Source organism: Corynebacterium sp. HMSC074C01, from assembly GCF_001814605.1.
Classification (GTDB): Bacteria; Actinomycetota; Actinomycetes; order Mycobacteriales; family Mycobacteriaceae; genus Corynebacterium.
The window spans coordinates 45,376-62,051 of record NZ_KV817260.1; the positions used below are offsets into that span (position 1 = coordinate 45,376).

At 59.7% G+C, this 16,676-nt stretch carries 11 protein-coding genes; 2 read left to right on the forward strand and 9 right to left on the reverse strand.

Annotated features, from left to right (window positions below; all coding sequences use genetic code 11):
* Position 1: 1 nt before the first annotated feature.
* Genes HMPREF2978_RS01885 through HMPREF2978_RS01890 form a run of 3 tightly spaced genes read right to left on the reverse strand, consistent with a single transcriptional unit; the run spans position 2 to position 3,931 of the window.
* Complete coding sequence (locus tag HMPREF2978_RS01885; RefSeq protein ID WP_070743830.1) at positions 2-1,522, reverse strand: APC family permease; 1,521 nt, start codon at positions 1,520-1,522, stop codon at positions 2-4.
* A complete protein-coding gene (locus tag HMPREF2978_RS12685) occupies positions 1,519-2,409 on the reverse strand; it encodes a universal stress protein (RefSeq protein ID WP_083298976.1) in 891 nt (296 codons plus the stop codon). The genes HMPREF2978_RS01885 and HMPREF2978_RS12685 overlap by 4 nt, the downstream gene beginning before the upstream one ends.
* Before the next feature lie 13 nt (positions 2,410-2,422).
* A complete protein-coding gene (locus tag HMPREF2978_RS01890) occupies positions 2,423-3,931 on the reverse strand; it encodes a flavin monoamine oxidase family protein (RefSeq protein ID WP_070743832.1) in 1,509 nt (502 codons plus the stop codon).
* A gap of 144 nt (positions 3,932-4,075) precedes the next feature.
* Between HMPREF2978_RS01890 and HMPREF2978_RS01895 the strand changes: the two genes are divergently transcribed.
* Positions 4,076-4,750 carry a TetR/AcrR family transcriptional regulator gene (locus tag HMPREF2978_RS01895; protein ID WP_083316472.1) on the forward strand — a complete coding sequence of 225 codons (675 nt, stop codon included), beginning with the start codon at positions 4,076-4,078 and terminating at the stop codon, positions 4,748-4,750.
* A gap of 107 nt (positions 4,751-4,857) precedes the next feature.
* On the opposite strand, the gene HMPREF2978_RS01900 is transcribed toward HMPREF2978_RS01895, so the two are convergent.
* From HMPREF2978_RS01900 to HMPREF2978_RS01920, 5 genes are all read right to left on the reverse strand, one after another.
* Positions 4,858-6,390, reverse strand: a complete 1,533-nt coding sequence (locus HMPREF2978_RS01900) for a permease family protein (protein ID WP_070743836.1) — start codon at positions 6,388-6,390, stop codon at positions 4,858-4,860.
* A gap of 101 nt (positions 6,391-6,491) precedes the next feature.
* Positions 6,492-7,610 (reverse strand): alcohol dehydrogenase catalytic domain-containing protein, encoded by a 1,119-nt coding sequence (locus HMPREF2978_RS01905; protein ID WP_070526346.1) that lies wholly within the window; start codon positions 7,608-7,610, stop codon positions 6,492-6,494.
* Between the two features lie 118 nt (positions 7,611-7,728).
* Entirely contained in the window at positions 7,729-9,447 is a 1,719-nt protein-coding gene (locus HMPREF2978_RS01910) for a helix-turn-helix domain-containing protein (RefSeq protein ID WP_070743838.1), read from the reverse strand.
* 34 nt (positions 9,448-9,481) lie between these two features.
* Positions 9,482-11,497, reverse strand: a complete 2,016-nt coding sequence (locus HMPREF2978_RS01915) for a hydantoinase B/oxoprolinase family protein (protein ID WP_070743840.1) — start codon at positions 11,495-11,497, stop codon at positions 9,482-9,484.
* A gap of 38 nt (positions 11,498-11,535) precedes the next feature.
* Entirely contained in the window at positions 11,536-13,593 is a 2,058-nt protein-coding gene (locus tag HMPREF2978_RS01920) for a hydantoinase/oxoprolinase family protein (RefSeq protein ID WP_070526335.1), read from the reverse strand.
* A gap of 191 nt (positions 13,594-13,784) precedes the next feature.
* On the opposite strand from HMPREF2978_RS01920, the gene HMPREF2978_RS01925 reads away from it, so the two are divergent.
* Positions 13,785-15,251: a helix-turn-helix domain-containing protein gene (locus HMPREF2978_RS01925; RefSeq protein WP_070743842.1), complete on the forward strand. Its 1,467-nt coding sequence runs from the start codon at positions 13,785-13,787 to the stop codon at positions 15,249-15,251.
* 64 nt (positions 15,252-15,315) lie between these two features.
* Here HMPREF2978_RS01925 and HMPREF2978_RS01930 read toward each other — a convergent pair whose 3' ends face one another.
* The gene (locus tag HMPREF2978_RS01930; protein ID WP_070743844.1) at positions 15,316-16,626 is read right to left on the reverse strand and encodes a YkvI family membrane protein; all 1,311 of its coding nucleotides are present in this window, start codon (positions 16,624-16,626) and stop codon (positions 15,316-15,318) included.
* Positions 16,627-16,676: the final 50 nt, after the last annotated feature.

Below are 16,676 nucleotides of genomic sequence, written 5' to 3' on the forward strand. Positions count from 1 at the left end.
CCTAGGAAAAGGTTGGGGTGTTATCTGAACTGGAATCACTACGGCTAATGACTGAGCCGGTGAAGAATTCGGGATTGCGTAAACGGGTAATCATCATGAGGAGCAGGCCAAGCACTAGGATGCTGGCTCCTAAGATGAATACGATTCCGACGCCTCCGAGGGAAGAACCAGAGCCAAAGCTCGGGTCCATGGAGTCATAGGCGGTGATGAAAAACATGATGAGCAAGAAGCCACCGCCCAGCAGTGGGAATAGGAACTTGAAGAAGAAGTTTCGCACTGAAGTGAAGAGCTCTTTTCGGAAATACCACAGACAGGCTACTGCCGTGATTCCGTAATAGAAGCAAATCATGAGACCAAGAGCAGCAATTGTGTCCCACAGTGCATTCTCCGAGAGCACCCTTGTCACGGCGTAGAATGTCCCCGAAACGACGGTTGCGACAATCGTTGCGACGGTTGGAGTTTGAAACCTTGGGCTGATTCGCGCCAATTGTGGGGGAAGAGTTTTGTAGTAGCTCATTGCAAGAATCGTACGGGCGGGACTAACAAGCGTGGACTGCAGGGAGGCAAACGAGCTAGCTAGAACCGAGATATAAATGAGGATGGCGAACGGGCCCATAATTGGGTAGGAAAGCACGGCAAAAATGGATTCCTGATTATCAGGGTTACCAGCGCCTAATCCGGTTTCGCCGATTCCTGCCCACGCCATGACAGCCACCGCTGTAAGAACATACAAGATGATCGTGATGATGATCACGACGGTAGCCGCTCGGCCAGGGGTCTTTTCTGGGTTCTTGGTTTCTTCATTCATGGTTAGGGTGACATCCCATCCCCAGAACATGAAGATGGATAGCGAGATACCGGCTGCGACCACCGAGAAATCCTTCATTTCAAATGGGTTGAACCAACTGAATTGAATGGGGGTGAAGTCAAAACCATCTCCGTTGTATGCGCGCCATAAAGCTGCAATGTCGAAGGAGAGAATCGCGATGATTTGAATTGCGACGAGGATGTATTGCATCTTCTGCGTTGTATCCATACCCCGATATGCAACCCAAGCTGCAGCAATCAAGAACACAAGGGTTGTTGGAATATTCACCCAGAGGTTCCGCGTGAGTTCAGCAAGTTCGGGCTTACCTGCAAGCTGCGCGATGAGCAGGTAAAAGAAGTCGACGGCTACTGCGGCAAGATTCGACAGGACCAGAATCGTAGCGGCGATAAGGCCCCAGCCGCCCATCCATCCGACCCATGGGCCGAAAGCTTTTGTTGCCCATGTAAAGGTGGTACCGGAATCAGGAGCACGGTTGTTAAGCTCGCGGTAGGCAAAAGCAACAAGCAGCATGGGAATAAAGCCCAGAATGAGGACGGCCGGAACGAAGGCACCCACCGCCGAAATAGCAGGACCAATTCCCGAAGTTAGGGTGTAGGTTGGTGCTAAGCAGCTGATGCCAATGACAACTGCGCCGAGCAAACCGACTTTGCCAACTGCCAGGCCTTTGTCAGAAACTACTGGTTGTTCGCTCATGAGCGTTCACCTCCTTTCAGCGTCATGTAGCCCGAAGGGACAACAATGGATGGAACCGGAACATGCCTGAGGATTCGATGAGCGGTAGCGCCAAGGAAGAGCCGACCTTCACTGGCAATCCGTGCTGATCCAAGAACTGCTACTTCGCCTTCTTCCCAGCTAAGGTTTTGTAGCGCTGACTGGACACTTGCTCCCGATGTGGTGATGCGCGACGCCCGGCCTTTGGAAACCGCGTCCTCGATTGCTTCGGAAAGCTGCTGCTCGAAAGTGACCCCGGAATCTTCTCCAGAAATCTTCAGAGTAATGATGCGCAGCGGGACCTCTCGGCGGTATGCGCGGTCGAGCCCGATAGCAGCGACATCTGATCGTCCTTGTCGCGGGCCGACAAGTGCAGAAACGCACGTTATTGGTCCGGGATATGAATAACCTTGGGGAGCTAGCGCGACTGGGACTTGCGCTGTGTAGAGCAAGGAACTGGACACTGTACCGATGCGGAATCGGTTCAAGAGTCCGCCTGAGCGTGCTCCGACGATAATTAGATCGCATTCAAGTTCTTGCGCGGCGTCATTCAAGGCGAGCGCGGGATCGGTTCCCTCCACAATGTGACACGTCGCAGAGATATCAGAGGGAAGACTCTCTACTGCGTCGGTGAGGCGCTGTTGGGTTTGCTTTCGCACGATTGCGTTGTAGCCAGGGTCCTGAGTCTGCACGCCAAACCCTTGAGGGGTAATTGGTGGAACAACAGAGACTAGTTTTAGGGTGACTTGGCGCTTGCGTGCGAGAGCGATTCCCAAGTGGAGTGCATCGTGGCCATCACTAGTATCGATATAGGCGACGAGCAAGGAGCCGCTAGCTTTGCGGCGTGGAAAGTCGGTGAGTGGATTCATTGACAGTCACCGCTTATCCCTGCCCAATGATCTGCTGCGCAACGGTTTCGCCGATACGTACTGCGCCGTCGACGTGCTGGTAACCTGCACCAGCGATGTCAGAGGAAGAGTAATAGATCGGACCGACTGGTTGGTTTTGGAGATGGCCCCATCGCGATAATCCGCCCAAGTCATAAGATGTTGCGTAAGCTCCGCGAGTCCACTCTTCAGCCGCCATATCGGAGAGGAAGAATGCGATGGGATTCTTTACCTTGTCACCAAGGTAAATGGACATTGCATCGAGGATTCGCTCCTTGCGTTCTTCGGCGGTGAGCGCCCACATCTCCTCGGTGTAAACATCGGAGACGAAGCCGACTAATGTGCCGAAGGTATCTTCCTTTCCTTCCTCCCCGCCCGCAAAGTTCTTTCCGTAATTTGTGTTGTCATAGATTTCAGCAACGAGTCGATCGCCACCGAATGCAGTACCGGACAATCCCTCCTCGCGCCAGAAGGGGGTTTCATAGACAGCATGAACTTTAATGACTAAGCCCATGGAAATGTGCTGGTGGGCAACATGCTGCTCGCGTGGTAGCGGTGGCACATAGGAAATGCGATTGTAGAGGTTGGGCGGAACCGCAAGGATTGCGTATTGAGCATGGACAATTGCTCGGTCCGAGTAAGCGGTTACGGTGCCAGGGCCGCCGTTGTTGGCTACACCGTTGCGGACATCCGCTTCTACATTATTGGGGGCATCCGCCGTAGCGGGATCCGGCGTAGCCCACTCGAGAGTGCGTACAGGTGAGCTCAAGATGACGTCGTCGCCGAGTTCCTCAGCCATCGTTATGGAGACGGACTGCATGCCGCCAACGACGCGCTTGTCAAGCAAGAAGTTTTCATCAACAAGGTTGTCGAATGAGCCGGCCGATGAAGCCATGAGGGCTGCTTGGAGCACGGAAAAAGTCCGAGAAGGCTTGGTGAGCATCCCTGAGGAAATGTAGAGGGAGATGTTGTCGATTGCCTCGGAATCGTCGGAAAGGCTCTCTAGCCAGTCGCGGAACGATAGGCTGTCTAATTCCTTTGCGCGTGGGTGCTCCCAAGGGGAATCCGCGTCGACTTCCTCGGCTAGCTGATTAAGCTTACTAATCAGCCGATCCATTTCTGCAGCAGTTTCCTTTGAGGTCGGGAACGTATCTCCTTCGAACTCGTGTCGCGTGCCATCCGGGGAAACATAAACCGACTTTCCTTCGCGGTAGCGGTCGAAGGTTTCGAGACCAAGCTCTTCTACGAGCTCTGTCAGTCGTGTTTGATCGGGCGAGATCCACTGACCGCCGATTTCGATGAAATGCTCGGTGCCTTGGGCATCAAGCACCTTGCCGCTCCATGTTCGGCCGCCGACACGATTGCGCGCTTCGAGAACGCAGACTGACTTACCTGCCTTCTTTAGGGTGCGGGCAGCCATAAGACCCGAAGCGCCGGCGCCGACGATTACAACATCAACTGTGCGCTCTTCGGCGCTGGTATTACCATTTGGTTGCGTGACCATTGGAGTTTTTCTCCTTCGCGTGCAGTAGGTATGCGGGGGAGGGAACCTTCGTATGAACGACGGTGCTCCAGCGTTAAATTAAACCCTTTAATTTAACGCTGTGACTACAGTAACAAAGTTGCGGAGAGAATTGTAGGGATCACAGTGGAAAAAGTTTCGCGCCCCAAAGGGCGTCCGGTTAAAGCACTGGTAAACCGGCAGAAAATTGCCTCAGCCGCATTGCACATTGTTGAGCGCAAAGGGCTTGAGGCTCTATCTATGTCAGCGGTGGCGAGATCTATGAAAGTGAGCACCGCAGCGCTCTACAATCACATTTCAAATAAGGAAGAGTTATTGGCGTTGGTGCAGGATGACATCATTGCCAAAGTTGATATCTCAGTGCTCCAAGGTGCGCTCGCAGGCGAAATTTCGGCAGTGGATGCGCTTCGAAAATGGGCATGGTCTTATCGTGACATCCTGGCTGCCAACATCCCTCTAATTCGCGTTATTACCCAGCTTCCTCTTTATGGATCGCCACAAACGATTGCGATGTACGAAGCGCTAGTTCAAGTGATTTCACTTGCCGGAGTACCCGAGCGGGATGTCATTACGAGATTGGTTGCAATTGAGGCATTGGTTTTTGGCTCTGCCTATGACGTCCATGCGCCCTTGGATATTTTTGCCTCACCGGGACCCGAGGATAGTGCTTTGAATAAGATGAATTCGATTTACTTGGCGCAGTTTAGAGAACAATCATCTGACGAAAAAGAACAAGCTAGACTTCGTGCGGACAAGTCCTTTGAGGCGGGGCTGGAAGCGCTTATAAAAACGCTCCTATAGACGCCGTGGCGCCTTGATCAATGCAATCGTGTCAACGATCACGTAGCCCTCCCCGGTACTTCGTATATCCGGGGAGGGCAAATGTAGGTGCTCAAAACTACCTAGGCTTAGGCCTTTCTCGGCTTTTTAAAGTCCGTGTCCTTCAGCTTCGAGGCGTTCGGATCGATCGGGCGTCCGTCAGCGTCCAGATCGTTGAGCTCAGCGAGCTCGGTGAAGTCCGCCTGGGCATCGGCGAAGCCTTCTTCCGGATCGATTTCATCGAAGTTGCGGATGGTGCCGTCGCGTTCGTCCTTGAACATGTCCTTGCCGTAGATGACCAGAACCATGATGATGCCGGCGGCGAATCCCCATGCGGCACCCTGGGTGGCCAGCACGCCGGCGGTAACGCCTGCGATACCCAGATCCTTCTGGTTCTTGGCCTCCATGATGCCCACGCGCACAGACACGAAGCCCTGAATGATGAGCGTCAGTGCCAAGCCCACCGGCAGGATGGGCTCCACGAAGGAGGTAATCGGCAGCAGGAGGAGGCCTGTGTTAGTACCCCAACGGAAAGAGCCCGCGCCGCCAAAGATGGTGCGCATGGCGCGCTTGCCCTGCTTGTAGCGTTCAACGATGACCACGTGCATCGCCGCCCACAGCGGGCCACACATGGCGATGTCCGGGCCGATGATGGACATCAGCATGTTGCGGCCGCCGAAGAGCAGGTGCGCGCGCGATGGGCTGTAGACCACGGCCTCGTCCGTGCGGACGTGGTCGGCTTCCTTGAGAACGGCGTTAGCCTGCAGGACGTCACCGAAAACAACGATGTACGCAGCCAACACCGTGGGGATAGCGGTGAGGAACATGTGCGCCGGCGGAAGACCGACACCGAAGACGGTGTACTCAGACCACAAGGTCATGAAGTCAGGTTTTGAAAAGCCCCACTCCACGTCCGGCCAGGGAGCCTCGCCCGCCAGCGGTGCGACAAAGACCGCGACGAAGATGGCAGGCAGGATGCCTAGCGAAGCCAGGAAGCGCCAACCGGCGGCCTTCTGTCGTAGGGCTTGGAAACCTCGTGAATACATGAGGAAGAAAGCTACGGCTACCGCGATGGTGATGGTGATGGGGAAGGAGTGGAAACGTCCATCCTCCTTAAACACCGAGATGATGGCGGCAATACCGGCACCGAGAACGATGCCGGAGCGCAAGCCCGAGGGGATGAGGCGAACGACCTTTGACGCCCATCCCGTTATGCCCAGCGTTAGTGAGAATATGCCCAGCATCAGCTGGAAGCTGATCAGGGCCCAGATACGCTCTTCACCCTCCGGGAAGGTTTGGATGTAGACCGTCAGCAGCGGAATGGCCGGGGTAATCCAGCCCGGGACAACCGGGTCACCCAAGAGGTGGTGGGTCAGGTAGAGAAGGCCGTTGAGCATAACGACGGCCAGTGCCGCTTCGTAGGGCATGCCGAGGGCCTCGGTCATCAGGGGGATAGCGCCCAGGTCGACCACGCACATGAACAAGCCTTGGGCGAAGTCCGGCCATTCCATGCGGTAGTGCACGAATGGCAAACGGACATCAAAGGGCCCCATCTTCCAGTGGGGCGAAGCTTGACCGATGCCCTGATCTTCGGGTTCGGTGGCTTCAGTGGTTTCGGCCATGACGGCCTCCTTTCAAAGAAAAGGGACCAAGCCCTACGGGCGCGAACCACGCAGGGCTTGGTGAGGAAAGGTGAAGTGGTTGAGGTTTAGCTGAACTCCGTTTAGTCGAATTCGATGATCTGGCGCAGGGCCGCACCGTCAGACAGACGGTCCATGGCGGCGTTGATGTCCTCGAGCTTGATGTGATCGGAGATCAGGGCCTCGGCGTTGAGCTTGCCCTCACGCCACAGCTGCTCGTACTTCGGAATGTCCTTCGACGGAACGGAGGAACCCAAGTAGCAGCCGTGCACGCGGCGTGCCTCACCGGTCATCACGAGCGGATCGATGGTGATGGTGGAGCCCGGTGCTGGCAGGCCAACGGTAACGGTCAGGCCGCCCGGTGCGGTGACCTTGTATGCGGTTTCCAGGGCCTTCGGGTGGCCGGCGGCCTCCACGACGGCGGTGAATTTCTTGCCGGACTCCTCAGCTTCCTGCGGGGTCATGGCGGAGGTGGCGCCGATTTCGAGCGCCTTCTCGCACTTGTCCTTCTGCATGTCGATGCCCACGATCTCCTTCACGCCGAGCGCAGCGGCGGTGATGATCGCAGCCATGCCCACGCCGCCGAGGCCGACGACAGCGATGCTGTCCTCCGGCTTCGGGTCGATCTCGTTGAGCACGGCGCCGCCACCGGTGAGGATGGCGCAGCCGAGGATAGCGGCGATGTCCGCCGGGACATCGGAGCCCACCGGTACGACGGAGAGCTCGGAGACCACGGCGTGGGTAGCGAAGCCGGAAACGCCGAGGTGGTGCTGGACCATCTCACCGTTGCGGGTGAGGTGGCGGGTGCCGCGAATGAGGGTGCCCTCGTTGTTGGTCTTGGAGCCGACCTCACAGGGCATCTTGCCGTCGGTCTTGCAGCCGGCGCACTCGCCGCAGCGCGGGAGGAAGGTCATGACTACGTGGTCGCCAACCTTGACGTTGGTAACGCCCGGGCCAATTTCCTCGACGATGCCGGCGGACTCGTGGCCCAGCAGCATCGGCAGCGGGCGCGGGCGGTTGTTGTTGACCACGGAGAGGTCGGAGTGGCAGAGGCCAGCGGCGGTGATCTTGACCAGAATCTCGCCCTCGCCGGGGGCGGTGAGCTCGAGCTCGCTCACGGTGATGGGCTGAGAGTCGGCGTAAGGGCGCTCATCGCCGGAGCGCTCCAGGACGGCGCCGCGAATGGTAATCGTGTCAGACATTGATACCTCCAGACATCGGATGGGGTTAATGCATCGCAATGTACGCCACGTCACGTCGGGGAGGGCGGGAATGGTGTGGGAAAACCTACATCCAATAGTTGTATGGGTGGGGAATTCTCTACCTGCTGAGCGCGTGGGCGCGCAGCGCTACGAAGACATCGAGCCCGCGCTGGCCGACGGCCCACTTATCACCCATGAGCTCGGCAATGCGGTCTAGGCGCTGGCGCACCGTGTTGGGGTGGATGAACATGGCGCGGGCCGTCTGCGGGATGCTGTGGCCGGAGAGCAGGTAGTGGTGCGCGGTATCGGTGAGCTCCGTGGAATGCTCCGCGTCATAACGCACCAACGGACCGATGGTGCGCGTGGACAGCGCGCTGAGTGCCTGCGGGTCTGCGCCCAAGATGAGGCCGATTGTGCCCAAGGTATCTTCGGTAACTAGGCGGCCGCGTACGCCGAGCGCCAAGGCAGAATCCAGATAGGCCATGGCGGAATCGTGGGCGCTGCGTGCCGAATCCAGCCCATCGAAGCCGATGGCGGAGACCGTCAGGTCAGGAAACTCATCCAGCAGCGGGGTCAACGCTTTATCAATATCCCGCTCCGGTTGATAGAGCACGCATACGTGCTGGTCGTGGTGGGTAATAGCGGCATTGCCGGGCAAGAGGTGCTCCAGCTGCGGGCGGGTAGGCAGGTTCGTAGCCGAGTGCAGGCCTACAAAATAGAGCTGCGCTGAGGAGTTCAGGCTAATTCCTGTTAGGTGGCGCAGGCGTGCAATTTCCTCGCGCCCGGCGTTGCCGAGTGCCACGGCATAGACCAGGTCATCGACTTTGCGCGCGGTGGCGTCGACAAGCGCCTCGGCAAAGAGCGCAGTCGCGGTAAAGGCCGCAGAAGCGTGGCTGATGACACGCAGCTCAGCATCGCTGAGCTCCTTATCCACACCAATCGTGCCCAGCGCGCGCCCATTGAACTCTACGGGGAAGGTGCTGGTTGGGGGAGTATTAGGGGCATCCTCCGTGGTCCACAGCGTCACCGGCGCGTCAAGGCTTTCAGCCAGCACGCGCTCGAGTTCCTCAAAGCTGGCGTTGTTCATGAGCACGTGGAGTAGCTGTGTATTGACCTCATTGAGCCACTGCAGTTCCTCCACGTGCCGGCTCAGCGCTATCTGGGAGCGGGTAAGCTCCGCGACGGACTCTCCCTGACTTTCGATGACTTGCGCATTTTCCAGAGCCACTGAGGTAATAGAGCCGAGCACCTCCAGTGCGGCGATTTCCTCGTGCGTGTAGTGGCGGGGGTGGCGGTCGCCCACCAGCAGCGCGCCAATCGTGCGTCCGGCAATGCGGATTGGGGCGCCGAGGATCCCGCGGATTCCTTCGGCTTCTACCGCGCGGTCCACGTAATCCACGTGGGTGACGTTGGGATCGGCGGAATGGTCATAGGTCCACGCCGGGCGGTTGGTGGCGGCCACAATGCCGAGGATTCCGGAGCCCATCGGCATATTGATGGTGCGGAACTCCTCCGTCACGACACCGCTGGTGGCCAGCACCTTAGTAAAGCCGGTGTCCTCATCGTTGAGGCTGAGGTAGCCCACGTCCGTGCCGATGGTGGAGCGCGCGTGGCGCACGATGGCACGGAAGATATCGGTGGATTCGCGGCCCGAGTTGAGCATGTGGGAGACGTCGAGAAGCTTGGTCGACATCACCCGCCACGTGTGGTTGGCGCGCATGGTTTCCTCAACGGCCCGAAGCGCGCCAAGCTCCTCGGCTGCCAGTTGCTCTCGCAACTCGTCGGGGACACGGGTGCCGCTGGCGAGGTGGGAAAGTACGGGGCCGAGGAGAGACATGCCCCCTAGCTTAGGGGGCTAGTCGGGGCGCTACCTACTTCCAGTGGGAGGAGGAACGCTTGGTCATCTGCTCGCGGTACTGCTGGGTGGTGGTGGGCAGGAGCTCACCGGTTGACCAGTCGAGGATGACGCCGTAGTGGCGGACCAGGTCGAGCTGGTCCAGCTCGCCGGCGTTGTAGCGCTCTGCCACGGACTCCGGGGACTCCGCCAGCTTGTCCAGGCGGGTGGAGCGCAGCTCCTCGCGCAGCTTCTTGGTTTCCTCCTCATCGAGCTCATACTCATCGATTTCGGGGTCGATGGGGCGGATGACCACGCCATAATCCTTTGCGGCACGGTTCACGGAGACATAGCCGTCGATGACGTCCTCCAGCACGGCCCTCGGGTCACGCTCCAGCGCATCACCGAAGCCGCCGCCACCAGCAGACGGGCGCTCGAAGGTATCGCCCGGGCCCACCGGAACATTGGAGAAGAGCGCGCCGAGGTACTGCTCATCCGGGGTTCCACGGTTGAGCCACACGCCCTGCGGGATGGAGGGCAAGCCGCCGTCGATGCCCCAGGTGACCGAACGGGAACGGTCACAGCAGTAACTCATCACCGTCTGGTTCGCATCCGTGAGCACGCCGCCCTTGGATACGCCGACGCCGCCGCGGAACTTGCCGGGGCCAGCCGAGTCGGTGACCAGCGCGTGGTGGCTGGTGAGAACCGGGGAGAGGCGCTCCTGGCCTTCCACCGGCTGGACCGCTAGTCCCGGGCCGAAGACCGGAGCGGTGGCAGAGGAACCATCGCGGTCGACGCGGCCGCCCCAGCCGCCGGCCATCCAGTCGTACCACATGAAGAACTCGCCCTTATCCTGCGGTTTCTTCGCATCACGCGTATCCCAACCACCGATGAGGAGGTATTCCAGGTTGAAGGCGCAGGCCATGGCGCGCTCCTGCATGAGCTGGGACCACAGCTCGAAGACGGCGTTCATGATCTTCTCGAAGGGGCCGGAACAGAAGCCGGTCACCGCGTGCGGCATGCCGGCGTTGACCACGGTTCCCTCGGGGCCGAGGTCGATATCCATGGCGCGGTAGAGGCCGGAGTTCAGCGGCACGTCGGGGAAGAAGGTCTTGGTACCGGCGACGATTCCGGAGAACGCGGAACCATAGCCCGCGTTGAGGAAGCTGGCCACAGCTGGTGCGGAGCCATCCAGCGAGTAGGACAGGCGCCCGCCCTTGATGCGCATCGTGACCTTAATCGGCACGAGGCCTTCTTCCTTGGCCGGGTCGAGGTCGATGTAGTCGACGGTCGACCACTCGCCGTCGTCAAGCTCGGCGACGCGGGCGCTGACGATGTCTTCCACGTAATCCTGGACCTCACGCAGCGCGGTGCGCACGATGTCGACCGAGTACTTGTCCACGAGGCGGTGGATTTCGCGCTCACAAACAGCGGTGGCCTCAGCCTGGGCCTTGAGGTCACCCATGACGATCTCGGGGCTACGGGTGTTGCCCGCCAGGAGCTTGGCGACGTCCTTGAGGAACACGCCCTTGGACCACACGCGCACCGGAGTAATACGCAGGCCCTCGGTGTAGTAGTTGGTGGCGGAAACATCGAAAGAACCCGGGACGGAGCCGCCGGCATCCGCCCAGTGGCCCTTGTTCTGCGCGAAGGCCAGCAGGGTGCCCTCGTAGAAGATGGGGCGCAGGAAGGACACGTCGTTCATGTGCGTGCCGCCTTGGTAAGGGTCATTGATGGCGAAGACGTCGCCTTCGTGGATGTCATCCCCAAATTCCTTGAGCACGGCCTGGCACTGAAAGTGCAGCGTGCCCACGTGCACGGCAATGTCCTGGTCACCCTGCATGACGGTGTTGCCCTCGGCGTCGCACAGCGCGGAGGAGAAGTCGCGTGAATAGATAACGAAGGAGTAGCACGTACGCAGAATCTGCTCGGACATGAGGTTGACCGAGGTGGCGAAGGCGTTCTTGAGCACCTCGAAGGTCACCGGATCGAGTGAACGGCGGTTGGACGAGGACTTATTCTGCGTCTGCGACTGTGTCTGGGTTGTAGTCATGTCGATTCCTTTCAAAGGAGAGTCTTAAGGCGAGAGTCTTAGGCGTTGGTGGCCTTGCCGATGTGGATGCGGATGTTGGACCACTCATCAATTTCTGCGCGGTCTCCTGGCGGAATGACGGTGGTGGCGTCGAACTGATCGATGATGGCGGGGCCGTTGAGCTTCGCACCAGCCTTCAAATCCGGGCGGTGGTAAATCGGGACATCGGCCCAGCCGCCGTGGGCGGAGAAGTACACCGGGCGGGTCGTCTCCGGAAGCTCTGCTTCGTGCTCTTCAACCTCGTAATGCTTGAAGGGCGGGTTCTCCAGCTCACCGATGGCGATGAGGCCAATCTGGTAGAACTCCACGGCGCCCTCGCGGTCGGCGAAAGAGTACTCGCGCTCGTGCTCGTCATGGAACATGGCCACGGCATCATCCAGCGGGTTATCGGATTCCGGAATCTCTACGGTCAGGGAGCGCCACTGGCCGCGGTAGCGCATGGAAGCGGTCAGCTTGAACTTCATGCGCTCCTCGGGGACATGCTCCTTGTGGAGGCGCTCGCGGGCCTCGGAGATAAGCGCCTGGAATTCCTTGCGCAGGTCCGCAGTGTCCACTTCGTCCACGGGGGCTTGGTACATCTTGGTGATGTCGTGGCGGATGTCCACGAGCAGGCAGCCCTGCGCGGAGGTCACGCCCGGGTGCGGCGGGACCACGACGGTGGGGATGGAGAGGTCGCGAGCAACCTCGGCACCGTGCAGTGCGCCGGCGCCGCCGCCGACAACGAGGACGAAATCGCGCGGGTCATAGCCGCGGCGGATGGACAGCAGGCGAACGGCGTCGGCCATGTTGGCGTTGGCCACCTGCACGATGTTCTCCGCGGCGGTTTCGGTATCGAGACCGAGGGGTTCCGCGACCGTCTTGTTGACGGCTTCGCGCGCGGCATCCGGGTTCAGCTTCAGCGCGCCACCGATGAGCTCTGTGCCGAGGCGGCCGAGGGTGACGTTGGCATCGGTATTCGTGGCCTCGGTGCCGCCGCGCTCGTAGCAGACCGGTCCCGGATCCGCACCGGCCGACTGTGGGCCATTGCGCAGGGATCCTGCCTCATCGATCCAAGCTTCCGAACCGCCACCCGCGCCGATGGTGCCCACCTCAATGGACGGGAAGCAGATGGGGAAGCCGTACTCGACCTGCCACTGCTTGGTAATGCGAATATCACCTTCGTAGACCAAGGCGATATCGGTGGAGGTACCACCCATCTCCAGGCCGATCGCGTTGGAGTAGCCGCAGCGCGTGGCGATGTCCTGCACCGCAATGGCGCCTGCAGCAATACCCGAGGCGGCCAAGCGGACCGGGTAGCGGGAAACCATCTCCGGGGTCATGGAACCGCCGCCGGAGTGGAGGAGTAGCAGGTCGCCGTCGTAGCCGCCTTCCTCCAGCTGGCGGGACAGGCGGTTGACGTAGCCGGAGACCAGCGGCGCCAGGACCGCATTGGCGACGGTTGTGGAGAAGCGGTCGTGCTCGAAGATCTCTGGGAGGATTTCGGAGGAGGTGGAGATGGCGGCGTCGGGAAGCTCCTCGCGCAGGATCTCCGCCATGCGCTCCTCGTGGGAGGCGTTGGCGTGGGAGTTGATGAAGCAGATCGCCACGGTCTCAATCTTCTTTCGGCGCAGAATACCGGCGATGCGGCGTGCCTCTGCTTCATCGAGTGGGGTGACCTCCGCGCCATCGAAGTCGATGCGCTCTTCTACCTCGTAGCGGTCGCGGCGGCGGATGTAGGGCTCGGCAACGTCCTTGTAGGCGTCCCAGAGCTCATCCTTGGTGCCGTCACGAATCTCCAAGACATCGCGGAAGCCCTTCGTGGTGATGAGCGCTGCGGGTGGGAAGCGGCGCTGGATCAGCGCATTGGTGGCCACCGTGGTGCCGTGGGAGAACACCTCGACCTGGTTGAGCTGGACGTCGGCCGACTTGAGGCCGTTCATCACCGCCTTCATCGGGTCATCCGGGGTGGAGGGGACCTTCGCTACCGACAGCTCGTGGGTGTCGGTGTTAACGATCGCGACGTCGGTGAACGTTCCGCCGACGTCAACGGATACGCGAAATGGCTTGGTCTCCGTCATGGTGTGGACCTCTCTTTCAAAGGCTAGTGAATTCGGTTGGAAGGAATCTTCATATGCTTCCCGGAAGCCGGCAATGGAGAAATGGTGAATTGAGGTGGAAATAGGTGGAGGAAACTCCAAAAAGCCAGGCTGAAGGCCGCTAGAATTACCTGATTAAAAGTAAGATAGGACACTATTTCCCGGAGGGTTAAGTGGCGTCACAAGAAGGTCCGGTGTTGCGCATCGCCGATCTCGTCGTGATGGAGCCGCGGTTGCGCCGCGTTAATAAAGCTCCCGAAGGCGAAGATTTTGTGGGATTGTGTGCTGAGGGCGATGGCGACGTGACAGGCTGGCTGGTCTTGCCCCGAGAGGAGGGAACGCCCCGCGCCATTCAGCGCCGTCTCGCGGATGCCGCCGGTGTGGTCTTCCTTGAGTCTGAGTTTGATGAGCAGGAAATTCTGGACTCGGTGGATGGCAGCGTGGCCCTCTTGTACGGCACCGGAGGGGTGACGCGCCAAGACATTCGCCGCGCCGTGGATGAGCTGCTTCGGCGCCAGCCCAACCTTGCCTCCTGGCGGAAGCTGAGCACCATTGGGCAGCTAAGCCCGGGTCTGGTTAATCCGGCTCCGGAATCTGAGATTCTCGCGCGCTTTGCCCGGTTTAGCGGGGATTCCCTGCTGCTCTTGAGCGTCGATGGGCGGGTCATTGCGGCAGCCGGCGAGCTTCCCGCGCGCAGTATTGCCCGTTCCCTATCGGTGGTCACTAACCACAGCACTACTACATTGCACGTCGGGCGCTGGAAGGTCTTTGCCCGGTGGCTCGACATTGCTGGCGAAAGCCCTTCCTTCGACCATGGTTATTGGTTGATCCGAGGGAGGCAGACCAGTCAGGACGCAGACTTCGATGACCCTAGCTTTGCGGCATTGGAGGAGCTGCTTACCGCCTCCTTGCTGGCGCAGCGAAACATTCAGCGCAACCACGTCGCCGAATCCAGCGCGTTGTTGGTGGCCTTGTGTGATGAGAACTCGAATAGGGAGGAGGTGGCCACGACCTTGCGTAGACGGGGATTTTCAGAGCATGCGAAGATGCGGCTCATTGTCTCCGACTCTGTGAAGGATTCCTACCGCAGCGATGTGCGCGACAAGGCCTTCGCCGTGGCCCAGGACGCTGGCGTGCCGCTGGTGTTGGGCTATGTGGCTGGCCGTACCTGCGTGCTGACGACGCAATCGGGTACCGAGCCAAAGATCGCGGACGTGCTCTTCGGCTCAGTGGGGCTTTCCGATGCCTTCGACACCGTCGAGCAGGGCCCGCAGGCGTGGCGGCAGGCTTTGCTGGCTGCCGTCGTGGTGGATCGGAAGCACTCCTTGCACCTGCAAAGCGTGGAGTTCTCTCAGTGCAGCGCCATTGAGAAGGCAGCGGCCTACCTGGGCCAGCGCGGCCTCGAAGATGCGGTGGGGGAGCTCGACCGCGCGATCGGCTCCATCAAGGACGGCGAAGAGATTTTTAATGCCTACGAGGCTGAAGGGTTTTCCGTGGCCCGGGCGGCGAAGGCCGTGGGCGTGCATTCCAATACGGTCCGGCACCGGCTGGAAGCACTGGGGGAACGAGTCCGCTTCTCCGATGCGGACCTGGTCCTCTGGGCGCTGTGGAAAGCATTGCGCCCCCGCATGCAGCGCTAAGCGGCTGGATACGGGGGCGCAGAGGAGACGAGAGAGTAGAGAGTGGGGGGAGGAGTGGAGAGGGCTACACCTTCTTCTTGGTACGCGGGATGGGCTTGCCGGTAATCAGTGCGTGGAGCTTGCCGTCACCGATCTGCAGCTCTTCCGGAATGTCCTCGGAATCAACCTCGGTCATGATCTCCTTGATGAAGTCAGATTCCGGGATGGAGGAGTTGCGAGCGATGGCCACCAGCTCACGAGCCTCCTCATCGGAGAGGTGGTTGTCATTCTCAAAGCGCTTCTTGAGTAGCTCACGCGCGCGGCGGCGCAGGTCGGCCTCAGATTGCAGGTCCTTGCGGTTCTTCAACCATGCGAAGCCGATGATGAACATGATGGCAATGCCCATGTATCCCAGAATCGGGTAGACCCAGCCGATGAGGTTGGAGAAGCCGATGAAGGAAAGCACGAAGCCGATGAGCACGGAGATGACATAAACCTTGTAGAAGTTCTGCGGCTTGCCGCGGGTGAGGCGCTTGGCAAAGGCATAGAACATACCAATCGCGGTGTTATAAATCATGCCGTAGATGGCGACGGACATGGCGATACCGAGCACCGGGTGAATCTGCTCAATCATGGCCAGCGTTGGCATTTCAGCCTCGGTGATCGGGCCCACGGAGACGTAGAGTCCCCCGACCAGGACCGCCAGCAGGAAGAGGAAGCATGCGCCGCCGAGAATGCCGCCGTAGCCCACCTCCTTGGCATCGAGGAAGTTGCCGCCGATGACGATCATCATGGAGACCACCACGATGACGTTCAGGCCCAGGTTGTTGATGGCAGAGACCCACCAGTTCGGTAGCGTCGTCGGAAGCTGCTGTGCCTGCTCGTTAAGATGCGACCAATCTGGGTTGGAGGTGAGCACGGTGTAGACTGTGCCGATGGTCAGCAGAATGATGATGAACGGGGTGATAGCGCCAATGGCGATGGTTACCTTGTCCACATCGAGTAGGCCGGTTAGCAGCGTGAGCACGAGCATGAGGACCGCGCCGATCCACACCGGCCAGCCCCACTGCTGGTTGAGGTTGGCGCCGGCGCCGGCGAACATGGCGAAGCCAATGCAGAACAGACAGGTCAGCGTGGCGAAGTCGAGGACCTTCGACACGATGGGGGTGGACACCGCGTTGAAGACGGAGGTGTGCTCCTTGGCGCGGTGATAGGAGCCTAGTTGGAGAATGGTGATACCGGAGATGGTCATGGCCAGTGCCGTTACGATGGCACCGACGATGCCCATGTTGCCGAAAGCAACGAAGTATTGGAGGGCCTCGCGGCCGGAAGCAAAAGAGGCACCCGCGAGCACGCCGATGAAGGCCATCGCGATGCCGAATGAGCGTTTAAGCATGGTGAACCTAACTTTAGGTGGATAGAAATAGCTACTTATGCAAATGGGGC

Coding starts and splice junctions, on each gene's coding strand:
- HMPREF2978_RS01885 (WP_070743830.1), bottom strand. CDS start 1,522: ATGAGCGAACAACCAGTAGTTTCTGACAAAGGCCTGGCAGTTGGCAAA.
- HMPREF2978_RS12685 (WP_083298976.1), bottom strand. CDS start 2,409: ATGAATCCACTCACCGACTTTCCACGCCGCAAAGCTAGCGGCTCCTTG.
- HMPREF2978_RS01890 (WP_070743832.1), bottom strand. CDS start 3,931: ATGGTCACGCAACCAAATGGTAATACCAGCGCCGAAGAGCGCACAGTT.
- HMPREF2978_RS01900 (WP_070743836.1), bottom strand. CDS start 6,390: ATGGCCGAAACCACTGAAGCCACCGAACCCGAAGATCAGGGCATCGGT.
- HMPREF2978_RS01905 (WP_070526346.1), bottom strand. CDS start 7,610: ATGTCTGACACGATTACCATTCGCGGCGCCGTCCTGGAGCGCTCCGGC.
- HMPREF2978_RS01910 (WP_070743838.1), bottom strand. CDS start 9,447: ATGTCTCTCCTCGGCCCCGTACTTTCCCACCTCGCCAGCGGCACCCGT.
- HMPREF2978_RS01915 (WP_070743840.1), bottom strand. CDS start 11,497: ATGACTACAACCCAGACACAGTCGCAGACGCAGAATAAGTCCTCGTCC.
- HMPREF2978_RS01920 (WP_070526335.1), bottom strand. CDS start 13,593: ATGACGGAGACCAAGCCATTTCGCGTATCCGTTGACGTCGGCGGAACG.
- HMPREF2978_RS01930 (WP_070743844.1), bottom strand. CDS start 16,626: ATGCTTAAACGCTCATTCGGCATCGCGATGGCCTTCATCGGCGTGCTC.